The sequence below is a fragment of the methanotrophic endosymbiont of Bathymodiolus puteoserpentis (Logatchev) genome (assembly GCF_900128525.1).
Lineage (GTDB): Bacteria > Pseudomonadota > Gammaproteobacteria > Methylococcales > Methylomonadaceae > Methyloprofundus.
In genome coordinates this window covers 1-17,110 of sequence record NZ_FQTQ01000092.1, presented here as the reverse complement: position 1 = coordinate 17,110, position 17,110 = coordinate 1, and the positions used below count along the sequence as shown (strand labels likewise).

General features: G+C 38.8%; 19 protein-coding genes. 13 read left to right on the top strand and 6 right to left on the bottom strand.

Features of this window, described 5'->3' with window-relative positions; genetic code table 11:
• Positions 1–55 precede the first annotated feature (55 nt).
• The 5 genes from BQ7314_RS07655 to BQ7314_RS07635 all read left to right on the top strand — a co-directional run bounded on the left by BQ7314_RS07655 (position 56) and on the right by BQ7314_RS07635 (position 5,021).
• Complete coding sequence (locus tag BQ7314_RS07655; RefSeq protein ID WP_174483110.1) at positions 56–1,498, top strand: hypothetical protein; 1,443 nt, start codon at positions 56–58, stop codon at positions 1,496–1,498.
• Positions 1,491–2,309, top strand: a complete 819-nt coding sequence (locus BQ7314_RS07650; RefSeq protein ID WP_174483109.1) for a hypothetical protein — start codon at positions 1,491–1,493, stop codon at positions 2,307–2,309. Before BQ7314_RS07655 ends, BQ7314_RS07650 begins: the two co-directional genes overlap by 8 nt.
• 5 nt (positions 2,310–2,314) lie before the next feature.
• Positions 2,315–3,775 (top strand): hypothetical protein, encoded by a 1,461-nt coding sequence (locus BQ7314_RS07645; protein WP_174483108.1) that lies wholly within the window; start codon positions 2,315–2,317, stop codon positions 3,773–3,775.
• A 2-nt stretch (positions 3,776–3,777) separates the two neighbouring features.
• Positions 3,778–4,641 carry a hypothetical protein gene (locus BQ7314_RS07640; RefSeq protein ID WP_174483107.1) on the top strand — a complete coding sequence of 288 codons (864 nt, stop codon included), beginning with the start codon at positions 3,778–3,780 and terminating at the stop codon, positions 4,639–4,641.
• A 92-nt stretch (positions 4,642–4,733) separates the two neighbouring features.
• Complete coding sequence (locus BQ7314_RS07635; RefSeq protein WP_174483144.1) at positions 4,734–5,021, top strand: class I SAM-dependent methyltransferase; 288 nt, start codon at positions 4,734–4,736, stop codon at positions 5,019–5,021.
• A 122-nt stretch (positions 5,022–5,143) separates the two neighbouring features.
• On the opposite strand, the gene BQ7314_RS07630 is transcribed toward BQ7314_RS07635, so the two are convergent.
• The 6 genes from BQ7314_RS07630 to BQ7314_RS07605 form a co-directional block, all read right to left on the bottom strand.
• Positions 5,144–5,827 (bottom strand): type 1 glutamine amidotransferase domain-containing protein, encoded by a 684-nt coding sequence (locus BQ7314_RS07630; RefSeq protein ID WP_174483106.1) that lies wholly within the window; start codon positions 5,825–5,827, stop codon positions 5,144–5,146.
• A gap of 160 nt (positions 5,828–5,987) precedes the next feature.
• Positions 5,988–6,422, bottom strand: a complete 435-nt coding sequence (trxC, locus tag BQ7314_RS07625) for a thioredoxin TrxC (RefSeq protein WP_174483105.1) — start codon at positions 6,420–6,422, stop codon at positions 5,988–5,990.
• 5 nt (positions 6,423–6,427) lie between these two features.
• Positions 6,428–6,937 (bottom strand): RNA 2',3'-cyclic phosphodiesterase, encoded by a 510-nt coding sequence (gene thpR, locus BQ7314_RS07620; protein WP_174483104.1) that lies wholly within the window; start codon positions 6,935–6,937, stop codon positions 6,428–6,430.
• A gap of 13 nt (positions 6,938–6,950) precedes the next feature.
• A complete protein-coding gene (locus BQ7314_RS07615) occupies positions 6,951–7,313 on the bottom strand; it encodes a hypothetical protein (protein ID WP_174483103.1) in 363 nt (120 codons plus the stop codon).
• Positions 7,314–7,391: 78 nt separating this feature from the next.
• On the bottom strand, positions 7,392–7,826 hold the full coding sequence (gene rnhA, locus BQ7314_RS07610) for a ribonuclease HI (protein WP_174483102.1): 435 nt from the start codon (positions 7,824–7,826) through the stop codon (positions 7,392–7,394).
• Complete coding sequence (locus BQ7314_RS07605) at positions 7,810–8,535, bottom strand: class I SAM-dependent methyltransferase (RefSeq protein ID WP_174483101.1); 726 nt, start codon at positions 8,533–8,535, stop codon at positions 7,810–7,812. Before BQ7314_RS07605 ends, rnhA begins: the two co-directional genes overlap by 17 nt.
• Positions 8,536–8,921: 386 nt before the next feature.
• Here BQ7314_RS07605 and BQ7314_RS07600 point away from each other — a divergent pair, with 386 nt between their 5' ends.
• The 8 genes from BQ7314_RS07600 to BQ7314_RS07565 all read left to right on the top strand — a co-directional run bounded on the left by BQ7314_RS07600 (position 8,922) and on the right by BQ7314_RS07565 (position 17,017).
• The gene (locus tag BQ7314_RS07600) at positions 8,922–10,274 is read left to right on the top strand and encodes a V-type ATP synthase subunit B (RefSeq protein ID WP_174483143.1); all 1,353 of its coding nucleotides are present in this window, start codon (positions 8,922–8,924) and stop codon (positions 10,272–10,274) included.
• A complete protein-coding gene (locus tag BQ7314_RS07595) occupies positions 10,267–10,869 on the top strand; it encodes a V-type ATP synthase subunit D (protein ID WP_174483100.1) in 603 nt (200 codons plus the stop codon). The genes BQ7314_RS07600 and BQ7314_RS07595 overlap by 8 nt, the downstream gene beginning before the upstream one ends.
• Positions 10,869–12,671 carry a V-type ATP synthase subunit I gene (locus tag BQ7314_RS07590; protein WP_174483099.1) on the top strand — a complete coding sequence of 601 codons (1,803 nt, stop codon included), beginning with the start codon at positions 10,869–10,871 and terminating at the stop codon, positions 12,669–12,671. The genes BQ7314_RS07595 and BQ7314_RS07590 overlap by 1 nt, the downstream gene beginning before the upstream one ends.
• On the top strand, positions 12,671–13,126 hold the full coding sequence (locus tag BQ7314_RS07585; RefSeq protein ID WP_174483098.1) for an ATP synthase subunit C: 456 nt from the start codon (positions 12,671–12,673) through the stop codon (positions 13,124–13,126). Before BQ7314_RS07590 ends, BQ7314_RS07585 begins: the two co-directional genes overlap by 1 nt.
• A gap of 12 nt (positions 13,127–13,138) precedes the next feature.
• A complete protein-coding gene (locus BQ7314_RS07580) occupies positions 13,139–13,828 on the top strand; it encodes a hypothetical protein (RefSeq protein WP_174483097.1) in 690 nt (229 codons plus the stop codon).
• A complete protein-coding gene (locus tag BQ7314_RS07575) occupies positions 13,825–14,508 on the top strand; it encodes a DUF2764 family protein (protein ID WP_174483096.1) in 684 nt (227 codons plus the stop codon). Before BQ7314_RS07580 ends, BQ7314_RS07575 begins: the two co-directional genes overlap by 4 nt.
• Positions 14,509–14,532: 24 nt before the next feature.
• The gene (locus BQ7314_RS07570) at positions 14,533–16,353 is read left to right on the top strand and encodes a V-type ATP synthase subunit A (protein ID WP_174483095.1); all 1,821 of its coding nucleotides are present in this window, start codon (positions 14,533–14,535) and stop codon (positions 16,351–16,353) included.
• A gap of 82 nt (positions 16,354–16,435) precedes the next feature.
• On the top strand, positions 16,436–17,017 hold the full coding sequence (locus BQ7314_RS07565) for a hypothetical protein (RefSeq protein WP_174483094.1): 582 nt from the start codon (positions 16,436–16,438) through the stop codon (positions 17,015–17,017).
• Positions 17,018–17,110: the final 93 nt, after the last annotated feature.

Genomic DNA, 17,110 nt, shown 5'->3' with positions numbered 1-17,110 from the left:
GTTATGCTATGATTTTCAGTCAACTTAAGTACCTGCGTGACTGACTAAGTACACTATGAAAAATTGGGCCGATAAAATCAAAAAAAAAATTGCATTTCGTCGCCAGTCTGACTTGACTGATGAATGTGTGATTGATTTGGATGCGATTGCCGAGCAGTTAGCAATAAAAACAAAAGCTGAAGCTTCAGCGGATAACAATCTGCCGCAGAAAAATGCGACAAGCCCTGATAGTGCTGAGCGGGAAATTCAGGCTTATTTTAGTAGCAGAATGACCAATATTAACCGTATTGTTAATGAAGGGCTTTGTTTTCGAAATACCTCGATTACAGATACAAACCTACAAGATGAACGTGCGTTAATTAATAATCATACCGAGCACTCTAAATTAGCGGTAAAAAGTTTAATGGCACGTGAATTTCGCGCCTTAAAGCAATTAAAGAAAGAGTTAGGTGACATAGAGCAGGAATTTCAAACATTCCAAAAAAATAATAAACTACAGCGCACAGCACATTACCCTGATTCTCAATTATTATATTTTGCTATTATTTTATTATTTTGGCTTTTAGAATCAGCGGGTAATGGCTATTTTTTTGCCGAAGGCTCTGAACTAGGCTTGTTAGGTGGTGTAGGGCAGGCGGTGATTATTGCGGCAATTAATATATCCATTGCCTTTTTCTTAATGGGGTGGATTTTTAGGTATAAAAATCATGTTTCCTTATGGAAAAAATGGTTGGCTTATATAAGTCTTATGGTTTATCTTCCTTGTGTCTTTGGGTTTAATTTATTGGTTGCGCATTATCGTGAATATTTTGCTGTTCAACCTGAAGATGCAGGGAGTTTAGCGGTACAACGATTTATTGAAGCACCTCTGCATTTGTCTGAGTTTAATTCTTGGATATTGTTTTTTATGGGGCTTTTATTTGCAGTTTTTGCCTTTATTGATGGTTATAAACGAGATGATGCTTACCCCGGGTACGGAAAGCTGCATCGACGTTTACTCGCTTTAAATGAAGAATATGATGAGCGCCGTGATGATGTTGTTATGCAAATTGAAGAGGTACGCCATGACTTCTTACGTAAACTAGAAGAGATGAAGCAAGCCGTTTTACTAAAGCATACTCGACTTGTGCATTTAGTGGAGGATAAGCAAGTGTTTGTGGCTGAATATGAACATGCAATGACTAATTTTCATGCCGCCGCTAATGCCCTAATTTACCGTTACCGAGATATTAATAGAAGTCGGCGAAAAGATGCTGCTCCTGCTTATTTTGAGCAGGATTGGCGGCCTAATAATGAATTTACAGTTCGGGGTGCGCAGGACGATATTGCTGTGGTCGAAGAGCAAAAGCAATTGTTTCAAGATTTTCCGCATTATTGCCAGCAAAGAGCGAATGAAATTGAAAAGCTCTATGTGTTATTTTTTCAGCAATTACAAAGCATTGATCCTGATTTTAAATTGAATAAAACAGGTGCTAGCTCGGTATTAAATAATGCCTAGATATCGCAAAAGAAAACAAGCGACACAGCGTAAAAACCTTATAGGTTCGTTGCTTATTTTTGCAGTGCTTGGGCTCGTTGCGTTTTTGGCTTTTTTTCGATATGAATTACAGAATAAGCAGCTTGCATACGATACTGAAACCTTGTGTCCTAGCAATATCACTAGTCCTAAATATGTCGCGTTAGTGTTTGATAAGAGCGACGCGTATAACAAAATTCAGCAACAATTTTTACGCCGTTTTTTTGACGACTTTAAAGCGAATCTCTTACCAGGTACGCGTATTTCCATCTATGTAATTGATGCGCACAATAATAAAGAAATTGCGCCTGATTTTGTCGTCTGCGTACCCAGAACAGGCGATGATGCTAACGCTTTATATGAAAATCCTAAATTGATTAGACAGCGCTGGCATGAGCGGTTTGAGCAGCCGCTGGATCTCGCTATTAATGGTTTTATGCAACCTGCCCAAGCAGATTTTTCACCGATTATGGAAGTGTTTCAAACTATTTCCTTAAGCGCTTTTCCACTGGGCTCTGAAACAGTGCCAAAACAAATTATTCTTATCTCGGATATGTTGCAGCATACGCCCGAATGGTCGCATTATCGTGGTCAAATGGACTTTTCTAAGCTACAAAAAACATTGTACTATCAGCGTATTAATACTGATTTACAACAAGCAGAGGTGAATATTTTATATGTACGACGTGAAGGAATGGAAAAACTACAAAATAAGCGCCATGCTTTTTTCTGGTCTGATTTTATTCAGTCTATTGGTGGGCGAGTCACTTTGATTGAAAAAATTGACGGATAACTTTAATGACTTATGAAAAATTACAGCAAGGACTGATACACGATGTGCGCCAAATGTTTATTTTTGCATTGGCAGGTGGAGTTTTAAGTATTTGCTTACCACAGTATTTTAATCTTCCGCTACTGGCTGTTGCATTGCCTCTGTTATGTATGATCATCTATACGTGGGTCGGCTATTTACACAGTGTTGATAGCGCTTTTATAGAGCAATTTGCAGATAGTGTTTATTATTTGGGCTTTCTATTAACACTCGTTGCTTTAGTGGTTTCTTTGTATTTTTACCAAAGCGATAGCTTAGAAGCCAGCTTATTAACCGCTAACTTTAGTTTGGCTTTAATTACGACAATATTCGGGCTTGCGGTGAGGATTTTTATTAATAATTTTCAGCTTGATTTGAATAGTATTGAGCGGCAAGTTATGACTGAAGTTGAGCAAGCCGCAAATGAGTTAGTCAGAAAAGCAAAGTTGATTTCTATGCAGTTAGATGTTTCGCACCAAGAAACTCAGGCAGCCATTCAGCAGTCTATAGAGCAAGCTGCAGAAGGCATGCAAGAAATGGCAGTACTTATGGAAAAAAATACGCAAGCAAGTACAACTGCATTACTAAATAATATTCAGACAACTAATCAAACTATCACTGGCGTGGTCGATGTTTTTGCTACAAATATACAAAATATAAAGCTACCTGAGGAAATATTTGCGGAAAAATTAAGTGTGCCTTTAGAGCGTTTAATCAATCGTTTGGATGAAACTCAAATATTGCTGAAAGAAGTGAATATGGGGCAGGGAAAAATATCGCAAGGTACGCAAAATATTGTTGCTAGTCTGAGTAGTACAGTGGCTGAAGTTGATGTTTTAGCGCAAACAATCAGTGTATTTAATGATAAGTTACACACCAATACGAAAGTGAACGATGATTTTGCCCGAGTCGTTAAAGAGATTGCTAGTTTATCAGAGAGAACAATGGGTATTTCTGCCAACCTTGAACAGCAGGCTGAACAATCAACTTTAGCTATGCAGAATTTTACTAAGTTAGTAGGAGCAGTGAATACTTTACCGGATGATTTAGATATTATGTCATCTAAATTAAAGCAATCTTCAGAGCATGTTTTTACTGCTTTTCAAGCAATTGCCGATAATACTCACTCAGGGGCTAAGATTGGTGCTGATTTACAAGAAATTGCACTCGCTTTAACGAATACGCGAGAAACTGTAAAACAGATTTCTGATTTTGGCATGCATGTGACATCTACCTTTAAGCGTTTAGAAACTTTTAATCAATTAATGGAGCAACATACGCAATTAATGGCTGATATGGGTGGTGTCGCTCAGGTCGATATTGATTTAGCCAAACAGCATCAGCAAGAAATGGCTGATATTTTGCAGCAGTCAAGAGAATCTCTAGGCTTTATGCAACGAGACCTTATTGCAAGTGTTAAGCAGAATAATGACCGTTTAGCGGGCTGATTATGGCGACACAAGAAGGGCGGCGTTCTTTTTTATTGGGTATCACGCTAAATGAGCTAGGTTTTATCATGTTTTTTTTGTTGATGATTATTAGTGCGGCAAGCTTACAAAATACAAAACTAAAACTAGTGGATGAAATTCAGCAAAAGGCCAAATTGCAAGCTGAAGTTGATGCATTACAGGCAAGCGAAGAAAATTTTAAGCGCTTACAATTATTAGAAAGTCGATTGTTGCAAGCGGCAGGTTTTATTGCTAAGCCCAGTGAGCAACAGTTAGATGAGCTTTTCACAAGATTACAGGAAGCACAAGCTGGAATTGAATTACAACAGCTTAATACCCAATTAAAACGTGAATTAGTGGCTTTGCAAGATTATAAAAAGTTGGTTGATGTTTTGGCTAGAAATGGTCTTGCTAATGGCACGCCGCAAGCCGTTGAAACATTACTAAATAAAGCGGAGCTTGCAATGCAGGAGCAGAAAACGCTTAAAGGTCGTTTGGCTTATATGCAGAAAAAACTGCAAGAAAATGGTCTAGATCACCCGCCTTGTTGGGCGGATACGCAAAGTGGCGCGGTGGAGTATTTATACAATATTACCTTGTACGAAAATAAAATGAGGATTGTTGCCGCTTGGCCAGAGCATCGAAAAGCTGATTTACGTTTAATTCCTGATGCAGAAAAGTTAGCAGGAGCAACCGTGACAGTGGCACAATTGAATCGGCAAGTTGCCCCTCTATTTGCTTGGAGTAAAGCGCATAATTGCCGGCATTTTGTGCGTATTAAAGATGATAGTATGACCTCTAAAGAGGCGTTTAAACGACAGATGTTAGCGATTGAGGCCTATTTTTATAAGTATTTGCAGCGTTAGGGTGGTGTTTGTGTGGATATTATTTAAAGGCGTAGGTTGTGAAGAGCTATTAAGTTCTTGATCGTATGATTCATTCTAAGGAATGAGCACAAATTAATTTAGGCAAGTTCAATTTAAGAATTAATCCGCCGACATTACAAAAAGGCAGTGTTGATATTGCTCGTGATTATCCAAAAATATTACGCCGCCTTGATCAATTTATGGCTACGAATGCAACTCTGATGTTGTGTTTAAATGCACCCGAATTAAAACGTGATTTCCTACTTAGCCATATGGCTGAGCTAGCCCCCACTTACCAGTATATTGAAGAAATTAAGCCGCCAGCAGTTTATGCTGAAGCAGAGGATAAAGGCTTAAAAGTATTATGCTTTAAGAAATGAAACCTGTTGGGTGTTTTTATTCTTAGCAGGAGTCTGTTGCTGAACTATGCTTGAAACGGGTATTGAACTGAAGAAAATAAAACCTCACCACAGCAAAATCCGCAGGCTGAGTACCCGAATATTTACTTCGCTGCTTTATAAGCCAGTAAAGCCTTAGCAACACTTTCTGATGAAGCGGGATTTTGCCCAGTTATTAAATGTCCATCTGCAATAATATAAGGCTGCCAATCATCAGATTTGGAATAATTTGCACCTTTTGCAATTAATTCATTTTCTAATAAAAAAGGAACAATGTCTGTGAGTTGTACCGCCTCCTCTTCACTATTGCTGAAACCTGTGACAGATTTACCTTTGACTAAACTAGATCCATTAACGGCTTTAGCTTTAAGTAAGACACTCGGGGCATGACAAACAGCCGCTACCGCTTTCCTAGAAGCATACATAGTCTCAATTAAAGCAATTGAGTCAACATCATCAACTAAATCCCATAAAGGCCCATGGCCTCCTGGGTAAAATAAGGCATCATAATCTTCGGCTACAATATCTGATAACTTCAAAGTATTGGCTAATAATTCTTGCCCAGCGGTATCTTTATTAAAGCGTTGAGTTGCCTCCGTTTGAAAATCAGCTGCTTCACTTTTAGGGTCTATTGGTGGCTTGCCGCCTAACGGAGAAGCTAGAGTAATATCCGCTAGTGCATCTTTAAATACATAATAAGGGCTGGCAAACTCTTCCAACCAAAAACCTGTTTTCTGACTGGTATCGCCCAATTGATCATGCGATGTCAGCACCATAAGGATTTTCATAACTATGCCTCTTTGACTAGTGATTTAAATTTTAACAATACCTGAAATGATATAGTACCGTATGAAGTAGGCGGGTAAAGAGAAGTGAATACACTACTTTTTCTGTATTACACAAGCTTCATACAGGCTACAGGTTTTTCGAAAAATAGGAGGCATTGTGTTAGCTATTTGCATTCACCCAGCGAATAATATCTGCTTTAGCCATTGCACCCGCTTGACGAGCTACTTCCTTACCATTTTTAAATAGTGCTAAAGTAGGGATGCTACGAATATTGTATTGTCCAGCTAATGCTTGTTCTATTTCTGTATTCACTTTGGCGAGCCGAACCTGTGGTTCAAGCTGTTCAGCTGCTTGAGCAAAAGCAGGTGCCATCATTTTACAAGGGCCACACCAAGGTGCCCAAAAATCAACCAATATCGGAATATCATTACGACTAATATGTCGCGCAAAAGTAGTAGCCGTCAATTCTATGGGGTGCTGAGTAAATAAAGGCTTTTTACAGCGGCCACATAAAGGATGATCATTCATACGTGGGATAAGAATACGATTGATAGACTGACAATGCGGACAAACAATATGATATGAATCTGACATAACTTTTACTCCAACTTCCATTGCCGCACTACTCGATACTGAACACCTTCTGTCGTACGACAAGACTCAACTAAACAAAAAGAATGCGCATACCACTCAATACCAAGAACATTAGTGTTGATAAGTTCTTGTGCTTTTCTAGCTAGAGTAATATGCGGCTGATAAGGCCGGTCTTCTACTTTAATAGCACATTGCTCGGCTACCTGCGTTAAAGCATCGACTAGGGATAACAATTGCGGCTCAATAGTCTGACTTAATAAACACAAAATACGCGGCTTATGCCAAAATGCGAGTTGATTAAAATTCAGCATAAATTGCTGAGCACTAATACCACTGACCTTCCGTTTGATCAATCGCTCAGTTTGTCTATCTACATTACCTAAAAAGACCAAAGTAACATGTAAGTTATCAGCCTTAACTGTTTTTAATCCTGGTACTTTAAGTGTTTGATTAAATTTATCCACTGCCTTTCTAGTCGCTACACTAGGCCAGAGTGCAAAAAATAAACGCTTCACAAATTTACTTTAATTACATTTTCATGCTTTTTTTATTCATCATTTTTTGGTGGTGTTTTTTCATCATCTTCTTTTTCATAGCACGCTTGCTCTCTTCATGTTTTTTAATCAATTTTAGCTGTTCAGCCATCAATGCTTGCTTTTTTGCTGAATTTTTCTCATCGCGTATTTGATCTGATAGCTCATCACGCTGTAATATGTATTTCTGAATGGCCTGTGCTTGCCGGTCTTTCATTTCTTCAGACATGCCCATATTCATCGATTTAGAAGTGCTTTTACTGGTATTAATATTCATCGGTTTATATTGAGCATAAACAGACATACTCGCAGTCGCAGATAAAAGTAAAACAATAATTGATTTGTATACGTGTTGCATAATTTTCACCTCAGTTTGAATAAAATATAGGGTATTGGCACAGAAAACGCATATTTATTGTTTTCCGCGCTACGTCAATCATAAACTATCTATACCTTGGTTTGCTAATTGATCAGCTTTTTCATTGCCTATATTACCAGAATGACCTTTAACCCAAGTCCAATTGATAGTGTGTTTTTGCATCACTTCATCTAAACGACGCCATAAATCTTCATTTTTAACGGGTTTCTTTGCTGCTGTTTTCCAACCACGTTTTTTCCAATTAGCCATCCACTCGGTGATCCCTTGCAAAACATATTTGGAATCACTATATAATTTAATACGACAAGGATATTTTAAAATTTCTAAAGCTTGAATGGCTGCCATAAGCTCCATACGGTTATTAGTGGTTTCTTGCTCTCCACCATATAAAAATTTTTCAGCATCAGCATATTTCAACCAAACGCCCCAGCCACCTGGTCCAGGGTTACCACGACACGCGCCATCGGTATAAATCTCAACTATTTTTGTCATATTCTTTTTGTCTATAAGGTATATCAATAAGCCTTGCCATTACTAATTTAGATTGATACTTTTTGACTGGAGTTAAAGGAATTAAATGATAACGACGCTTAATTGCTTTAATTGCATAAGCGGTTATTCTTATGTCATTTTTTCGCTGTTCCGCATCTGCAGTGCTAGTTCTGGAACTATCAAAATCAAAACCTGCTGCTATTTCAACTTCAAAATTTAATAAACGCAACCAATCTTCCATTTTAGTGCGGCTCACAAGGTTAGGCCACCAAGGAGCACTTTTTTCTTTATGGCAAAGATATTGTAGATTAATATAGATATTCCAAGGATTAAAGCTAAGAATTATCAGTTTACCTTCTGGCTTTAAAACACGCTCAACCTCGCGTAATACTTGGTGTTTATTGGTATCAAATTCTAATAAATGCGGCAAAATAACCAGATCCACTGAATCCGACTGCAATGGCAAAGCAGAACTCTCCCCTCTTAATAACTTGCTTTCAGGCCATGCAAATTGCTCGTTATCTAGTACATAAAATTGCTCGTATAAGGAGCAATCAATAAACTTATTTTCCCAACCTAAAGCACCGACTTGTAAGACAACTTGTTTACAACTTGCAGTAATAGAGCGCCTTAAATAAGCCGCCTCTTGCTTTTGTAATACTTGACCCTTCGCTGTAGTAAACCAATTGATTAGGACTTTGCGCTGCATATTCTTCACTCAAATAATCATGAGTACTTACAATACCAGATCGCTAACGTAAATAAAAAAATAATACACAGCATTCAAATACATTTCTAGTGCTTTTTTCGATACAGCATATTCAGAAAACACCTATTCATTAGGCAGAAATTTTGCGTTTTTTGCAAAGTCGAGTAGCCCGAAGTACTTCCCCCTCAGGCTCTCACAGAACCGTACGTGAAACTCTCGCTTCATACGGCTCCTATCACCCAACCGTTTCATTAAGTAAAGCTCCAGTGTACAAACAATTTGGGTTAATAAAGTTTATGAGTTGCATCATTATAATTCTTAAATTGAACTTGCCTAAATTAATTTGTGCTCATTCCTTAGCATTATTAATAACTTTGGAGTTCCGCATGATTCAACAAATGGTCAGGCATCATAATATCCTTTCCATCGTTGGCAATATTATTACTGTCAGTGTTGCTCAGAAAGAAGGAAGTAGCGGTGCAGTAACGCGGTTTGGTGATTTAGCGATAGTCGAAGATGAATTTAGTACTTCGATTGCTCAGGTTATTAAAATTGACCGGAATGAAATTGCTTTACAAGTATTCTCCGGTACCCAAGGCGTGTCTAATGCGGCCTCGATTCGATTTTTAGGAACGGCCATGAAGGTCACTTATTCAGCTGATATTTTAGGCCGAATATTTAATAGTATGGGCGAGCCGATGGATGGTGGTTCCAAATTAGAACATGACCCAAAAGTTAGTATTGATGGCCCTTCTGTTAATCCAGTCAAACGCATTCTTGCTTCTAAAATGATTCGTACGAATGTACCGATGATTGATGTTTTCAATTGTTTGGTTGAGAGTCAGAAAATCCCTATTTTTTCTGTATCGGGCGAACCTTATAATGCTTTTTTGGCGCGTATTGGCATTCAGGCTGATGCCGATATTGTAGTCTTTGCGGGGCTAGGATTGATCTTTGATGATTTTCATTATTTTCAGACCCAGTTTGAAGAAGCCGGTGTGTTTGCGCGTACGGTTATGTTCTGTAATCTCGCGTCAGACCCAATTGTTGAACGATTGCTAGTGTTAGATATGGCTTTGGCTGTTGCTGAGCGTTTTGCTGTAGAAGAGGGCAAGCGTGTTTTAGTTTTAGCGACTGATATGACCGCTTATGCTGATGCGATGAAAGAAGTGGGGATTTCTATGGAGCGCGTTCCTGCTAACCGAGGTTATATGGGCGATTTGTACTCGCAATTGGCACGCCGTTATGAAAAAGCTTGTGATTATAATGGCGCTGGTTCGGTCACTATACTGTCTGTCACGACTATGCCTGGCGATGATGTAACACACCCAGTCCCTGATAATACCGGTTATATTACTGAAGGGCAGTTTTATTTGCATGATCATATGCTGGACCCTTTTGGTTCTTTATCTCGGTTAAAACAACATGTGATTGGCTCAAGTACTCGTGAGGATCATGCACAAATTATGAATACTATGATTCGTTTTTATTCGGGTGCGGTGGAAGCAGAACAAAAACAAGCGATGGCGTTTGATTTATCCGTATTTGATGAGAAGCAAATTAAATTTGGCAGCTTGTTTAGGGAGCGATTTATACGCCTTGATGTCTCTATTCCTCTGGAAGAAGCTTTGGATTTATGTTGGCAAACTTTGGCTGAATGCTTTGATGAAAGCGAATTGTTAATGAAACAAGCCTTAGTTGATAAATACTTTCCGAAAATAATGAATTCAAATGGCTAGGTTAGCGTACAGTAAGGCATCTTTAAGCAAAATAGGCGCAAAACTTAAGCGTTATAAAAAGTTTTTGCCTTCTTTAGATTTAAAGCGCCAACAATTAGCAGCTGAACGTAAGAAAGCCCAGTTACGCTTACGGCAGACAGAAGTAGAAATAGAGCAATGTTATAAGCAAACAGCAGCCATGCTGCCAATGTTAGCGGATAAAACAATTCATGTCACAGACTTGGTTAAGTTGGCGCAAGTTGTTATAGGTGAAGAAAATGTGGTCGGGGTACATGTGCCGATATTGGATAAAATGGTAGTCGATGTACGGCCATACTCACTTTTTACTGAGCCACACTGGGTAGACCAGCTGGTTGTTCAGTTAAAAGTTATGATGGAGCTAAAAATTCGCCAGAAAATTGATATGCAACGCGTTGATATTTTAGGCCAAGCGCTGAAAAAGGTAACACAACGGGTTAATTTATTCGATAAAGTGCTGATACCACAAGCCCAACAGGATATTCGTAAAATTCGTATTTATTTATCAGATATGGATACGGCAGGGGTTGTGCGTGCTAAAAGTACTAAACAAAAACGTCTTAGAGAGGCAGGTTAATGGCCATTGTAACGCTTAAAAAGATTACTCTCTGCGGGCTAATCATGGATAAAACATGGGTTTTAGATGAGTTGCAAAGTTTAGGTGGAACGCACCTTATTCCCTTGGCGGGTAAGGGGAAAAAACTTGATAATGCTACCCCTGTGCATAATATTGAAGATGCATTAACCGCTTTAAAGTATTTGCAGCAATGCTCTAAAAAGCGCCATCAAGTGAGGCACTCAGAGAGTTTTGAGTTTGCAAGCGTTGTTCAAGAGGTTTTAGAACTAAAAAATCATTTACTTGATTTGTTGGATCAACGTGAATTTTTGCAGCAACGAATTAAAGAGGTCTCTTTATGGGGTGACTTTACATTAGCGGCTGATGGACAACTGCAAGACTATAAACTTTGGTTTTATATTGTACCAAGACGTTTAATGAAACTTGTACATCAATCGGATCAAGTTTGGCAAATGGTTAACCAAACAAATACGGATGCCTATGTTGTTGTGATTGCTAAAGATGAACCAGCAAGTAAAGCGATGCCTGTGCCTAGAACACATGTGGGGAGTTTATCTTTATCTCAATTGCATAAAAAATTAGATAACACAGAATTAGCAATAGAAGATGCCTATGCTAAACGTGAATATTTAACGCGTTGGATGTCATTAATTATGCTTAATTTGGCTGCTTATAAGAATCAGTCAGATTTAGATAACGCCCATTTATTAACCCGTGATGAGCCAGATGTTTTTGTTGTCCAATCTTGGGTTGCTGAAGAAGATATACCACGAGTTGAAAAATTTTCTCAAGCTCATCAATTAGCCATGTTAATTGAAGATCCTGATGGGGTTGAGCAGCCGCCAACCTTGTTAAAAAATACGACGACCTTTGCTGGCGGCGAAGAGGTGGTGAAATTCTATCAAATACCAAATTATTATAGTTGGGACCCTTCGATCATCGTGTTCTTTTCTTTTGCTTTATTTTTTGCCATGATCCTTTCTGATGCGGGCTATGCTGCATTATTTATGGGGATTTTAGCGCTTAAATGGCAGCGTATGGGGAGTACCACTCAGGGCATTCGATTTAGGATGTTACTGCTAATTACTTTAATTTTTTCTGCCGTGTGGGGAATCATGGTGGGCAGTTATTTCGGTTTTACACCAGCACCTGAACAATTGGCAGGAAGGTTACATATCTTAGATATGAATGATTCTGATACGATGATGCGTATTTCTATTTTTGTGGGTGTGCTGCATATTGCTTTGTCAAACTTGGTAAAAGCATATCAACTTAGACACAGTACAAGAAGTTTGTCGGCATTAGGTTGGGCGTTATTTGTTGTGGCTGGTTTTATGCTTTGGTTAGCACAATCTAGTGAGCAAATTATTTTAAAGCAAGTAGCTTATGGGCTTTTCGTCATAGCGGGATGCTGTTTAATATTATTTACCAGTGATCGAAAAATACAGAAACCATTGGATTTAGTGTTACGCTTATTTGATGGCTTGAAAAGTTTAACGGGTATTACCAAAATATTTGGTGATGTTTTAAGTTATATGCGACTATTTGCTTTAGGGCTGGCGAGTGCCTCTTTAGCGATTACCTTTAATCAGTTGGCTGTGCAGGTTTATCATGCTATGCCGGGAACGGGACTATTGTTTAGCATTCTTGTTTTATTGATGGGACATGCGTTAAATATTATTTTAGGCATTATGAGCGGTGTCGTGCATGGTTTGCGTTTAAATTTTATTGAATTTTATAACTGGAGTGTCTCTGATGAAGGTTACCCGTTTAAAGCATTTTCTAAAAAAGAGGGTTATTAATGAATGATTTTATTATTATATTAGGTTGGATAGGCTTATTTGCCCCGATGGCTTTAGCGGCGATAGGTAGTGTTATTGGCTGCGCGATTGCTGGCCAGGCTGCTATTGGTGCTATGTTAGATACCGATAGTGGCTATGGTAAGTATTTAGGCTTGTCGGCAATGCCTTCATCACAGGTTATTTTCGGTATTGTATTGATGTTTACCCTGCAAAGAACTGTTACTGTTGAAGTCGCCCCCGGTTTGTTTGCTATTGGCATTTTATCTGGAGTTTCACTATTGTTCAGTGCTATTTATCAAGGACAATGCTGTGCATCTGCAATACATGCTTCTAAAGCAAAGCCTGAGATTTTCGGTTTATCGGTGGCGCCAGCAGCGATTGTAGAAGGTTTTTCGGTTTTTACCTTTATCTTTGCTTTAGTGCTTAGTGGTAGCCTTCCTCAGTCGGTAGCGTAAGGATAATCTGGTATGAGTGAACAAAATACAGAAGTCACCTCATCAGGTGTTGAAAGTTTAATTGAACGATTGCGTGAGCAAGGTGTGTCTGCGGGGCAAGAACGGGCGGAAAATATTGTTTTAGATGCTCAGAAACGTGCTGAATGGATTATTGAAGAGGCTGAGTTAGAGGCGCAACAATTAATCGTTGAAGCTAAAAAACAAAGTGATGCTTTACGTATGTCAGGTGAGGATGCTTTAAAATTAGCAACGAGAGATGCTTTATTGAAATTACGTGACACGTTATTGGGTAGCTTTAGCAAAGAAGTAAAGCGTGTTGTTGGGCAAAAAATGGAACAAGATGCTTTTTTGGAGCGCCTTATTTTACAACTAGCAAGTAAAGTTCGTGAACAATTAGATTTAGACTCACAAGAAAATATCAGTATTTTCTTACCTAATAGCCCTGTTGGTGTCGATGAATTAAAAAATAATCCTGAAGAAATGAAGGTCGGCACTTTAACACATTATACGGCTTCTATTGCAGCTGATATGCTGCGCAAAGGTGTATCGATACAAGTTTCTGAAGATATTGCTAAAGGCTTATCCGTGCGTTTAGAGGCAGATGATATGGTCATTGATTTTACCGATGAAATGATTTCTGCCTTATTACTTGAGCATTTGCAGCCTAGATTTAGAACGCTTTTACAAGGTATTGTCAAGTGACACAAAAAACGGCTTATACGATGTTAATGGCAAGTTTGCCACCGCATCCTATGTCTTTGTGGGATGTTAAATATAAGCCAGTGACGCGGTTGCGCCTGGAACGTCAGTTAAAATTACTCTCTGAGCAGGATAGTCAACAATTAGCCGCCATAGAAAGTATTTTACACTGGGCAAAAATGCAAGAAGCGATTAGTGATGCCGAGATTGCTACTGAAGCAGAACGGGTTATTAAATCTATTAATAACCCCTTATTGCAAGAAGCTATTATTTGGCGCTTAGAGTTACGTATTATTGTCACAGCAATTAGAAGACGCAAATTAAATCGCCCACCGCCAACTAAACAAGAGCACTGGGGTTATGGTCAAGTTCTGCCTCTGATTCGTAATAACTGGCAGTTAGATGATTTTGGTTTAAGTCACCGTTTTCCTTGGGTCGCTAAAGCACAAGATTTATTTGTTAAAAATGAAAGTATGGAGCTGGAAAAACTATTGTTAAATCTGAGCTGGCAGCATTATGAACAGATAGGCCAAACCCATTATTTTGATTTTGAGGCGGTTGTACTTTATGTATTACGCTGGGATATAGTCAATAGATGGAGTCAGTGTGACGAGCAAATGGCAATGCTTCAATTTGAAGCATTAGTCAATCGCGGCTTAGGCGATTTTTTACAAACAGCCTAATTGATTAGAGGTTTTGAGAGTTAAATGAAGAACATAACTAACGCAAGTGCAAGGGTTGTCTCTGTCCAAGATAGCTTGGTATCAATAGAAACATTACCTGAAAGTAAACAGCCTTTAACTAAAAATGAAGTCGTGTATATTTTACCTACAAATAGTGAGGTAAAGCATCAGGAGCGATTAAAAGCAGAGATTTTACGTATTAATGGTTCAGTTGCTGATGCGCAGGTTTATGAAAGTACCGCGGGCGTTGCTATTGGTGATCTAGTTGAGCAAAGTGCGGAAATGCTTTCAGTCGAACTAGGGCCAGGATTATTAGGTCAGGTTTATGACGGTCTACAAAACCCACTGGATAAATTAGCAGATGAGTTTGGTTATTTTTTGCCTAGAGGTGTCGAATTTTCAGCCTTAGACAATAAAACCAAATGGGCTTTTACACCTATCGTGCAAGTAGGGACTGTATTACGTGCGAGTTCAGTGATTGGTACCGTACCAGAAAGAGGGTATACGCATAAAATAATGGTGCCTTTTGATATTCAGGAAGAGGTTACTGTTACCTGGATTCAGGAAGGTAGTGTGACTGTTGATGAGCCGGTAGCAAGCATAAAACTGGCTTCAGGGGAAGAAAGAAAACTGACATTGAAACAGCGTTGGCCAGTACGTAAAGCCCTGCCAAAGATGTTATTAAAGCAAAATATTGCTAAACGTATCTACCCTCATGAACCGTTAGTCACGCACTTACGCCTTATTGATAGCTTTTTTCCTATTGCCAAGGGAGGCATGGGCTGTATTCCTGGGCCTTTTGGTGCAGGGAAAACCGTATTGCAAAATTTAATTTCACGTAATTCAGATGTCGATATCGTCATTGTGGTTGCCTGTGGTGAGCGTGCTGGAGAAGTCGTAGAAACGATTACCGAATTCCCTAAGCTAAAAGATGCCAAGGGTGATACGTTAATGGATAGAACGATTATTATTTGCAATACTTCATCTATGCCTGTTGCTGCGCGTGAAGCATCCATTTATACAGGGATTACCCTAGGCGAATACTACCGTCAAATGGGGTTGAATGTGTTACTTATTGCTGACTCAACATCACGTTGGGCGCAGGCGATGCGTGAAACCTCAGGTCGATTAGAAGAAATTCCAGGTGAAGAGGCCTTTCCAGCCTATTTAGACTCTTCAATAAAAGGCATTTATGAACGTGCCGGGGTCATTAGAACAGCTGATCAAAGAGAGGGTACCTTAACTATGATTGGTACCGTATCCCCTGCGGGTGGAAATTTTGAAGAACCCGTAACACAAGCAACACTAGGCACAGTAAAGACATTTTTAGGCTTGAGTGCAGCGCGTGCTTATAAACGTTTTTACCCTGCCGTTGACCCGCTATTATCATGGTCTCGTTATTTAGAGCAGTTACAGCCGTGGTTTACGGAGAATTTATCGCAGTCATGGGTAGATAATGTACAGCAATTACTAAAGTTGCTACGCAAAGGCGATGAAATATCGCAAATGATTCAGGTGACAGGTGAAGAAGGTGTCACTAATGAGGATTATATTACCTTTCAACAAGCTTTATTTCTGGATATGGTCTATTTGCAGCAAGATGCTTTTGACCCAGTCGATTTAGCCGTACCCTTAGAGAGGCAGCAAGAAAGTTTAAATATGATAGTTAAGTTAGTGAATACAGATTACTACTTTACTGATAAAGATGCGACGCGCGATTATTTTACCAAATTAACAGGTCTATTTAAGAATCTTAATTATTCACCTAGAAAATCCAATGAATATAATGAGTATAGTGAAAAAATAGAAGCATTAAGAAAGTCTGTTATGCAAGATAAGACCTAAAGTGGAACAAAATGTGAAAATTTAAAACCAGTTTTTTAACTGACCGGTATAAGAGTAAACATAAATATTATATTTTAAAAGCATGAACCGATGGCATCTAGTTTCTCTGGCATGTGGCTTCATACCGCTCTGTGTTGGAATATTTATATTTCTTGCTTGGTTGACTACTCGCGCTCATTGGCTTGAAGTAGCCGGGATAATAAACCTATATGCAGGGCTAATGTTATTTTGTATAGGTATAATTAGCCTTATTGTTTACTTCTACAAAGCACAAAAAAATACTGTTGGAGGGTATTGGAAAAATAGTATTGTAGCCTTAATGATTCTGTTGGCAAACATTCCTGTAGCCGTAACAATAGTCAGCACAGTACGCTATGTGGTAAGTGCTAGCACCGTGGTGTTCGAGAATCAATCAAGCACTAAAGTTGAAGATATATACTTGTCAGAGCGAGAGCATGTATACGAAATAGGTTCGGTATTACCCAATCAAACACTTGAAAAAGGGTTTCACTTTCAGTCTGAAGGGGCCGTTAGTTATTCTTTCACAAGGAATGGAAATAAATACAGAGGTATTATGTTCGGTTATGTTACTGGCGGAATGGGGAGTTCAGCGAAAATGATAATTACAAAATCAGGTAAGGTTGAAATAAATGAAAAAGTGTAACAATTGCTTCCAGTTGACTCTCTGTACACGACAAAAAATCTAAAAAGGTGGCATAGTTCGTTGAAATGTAATCAAATATCCTATTTTTGTTTT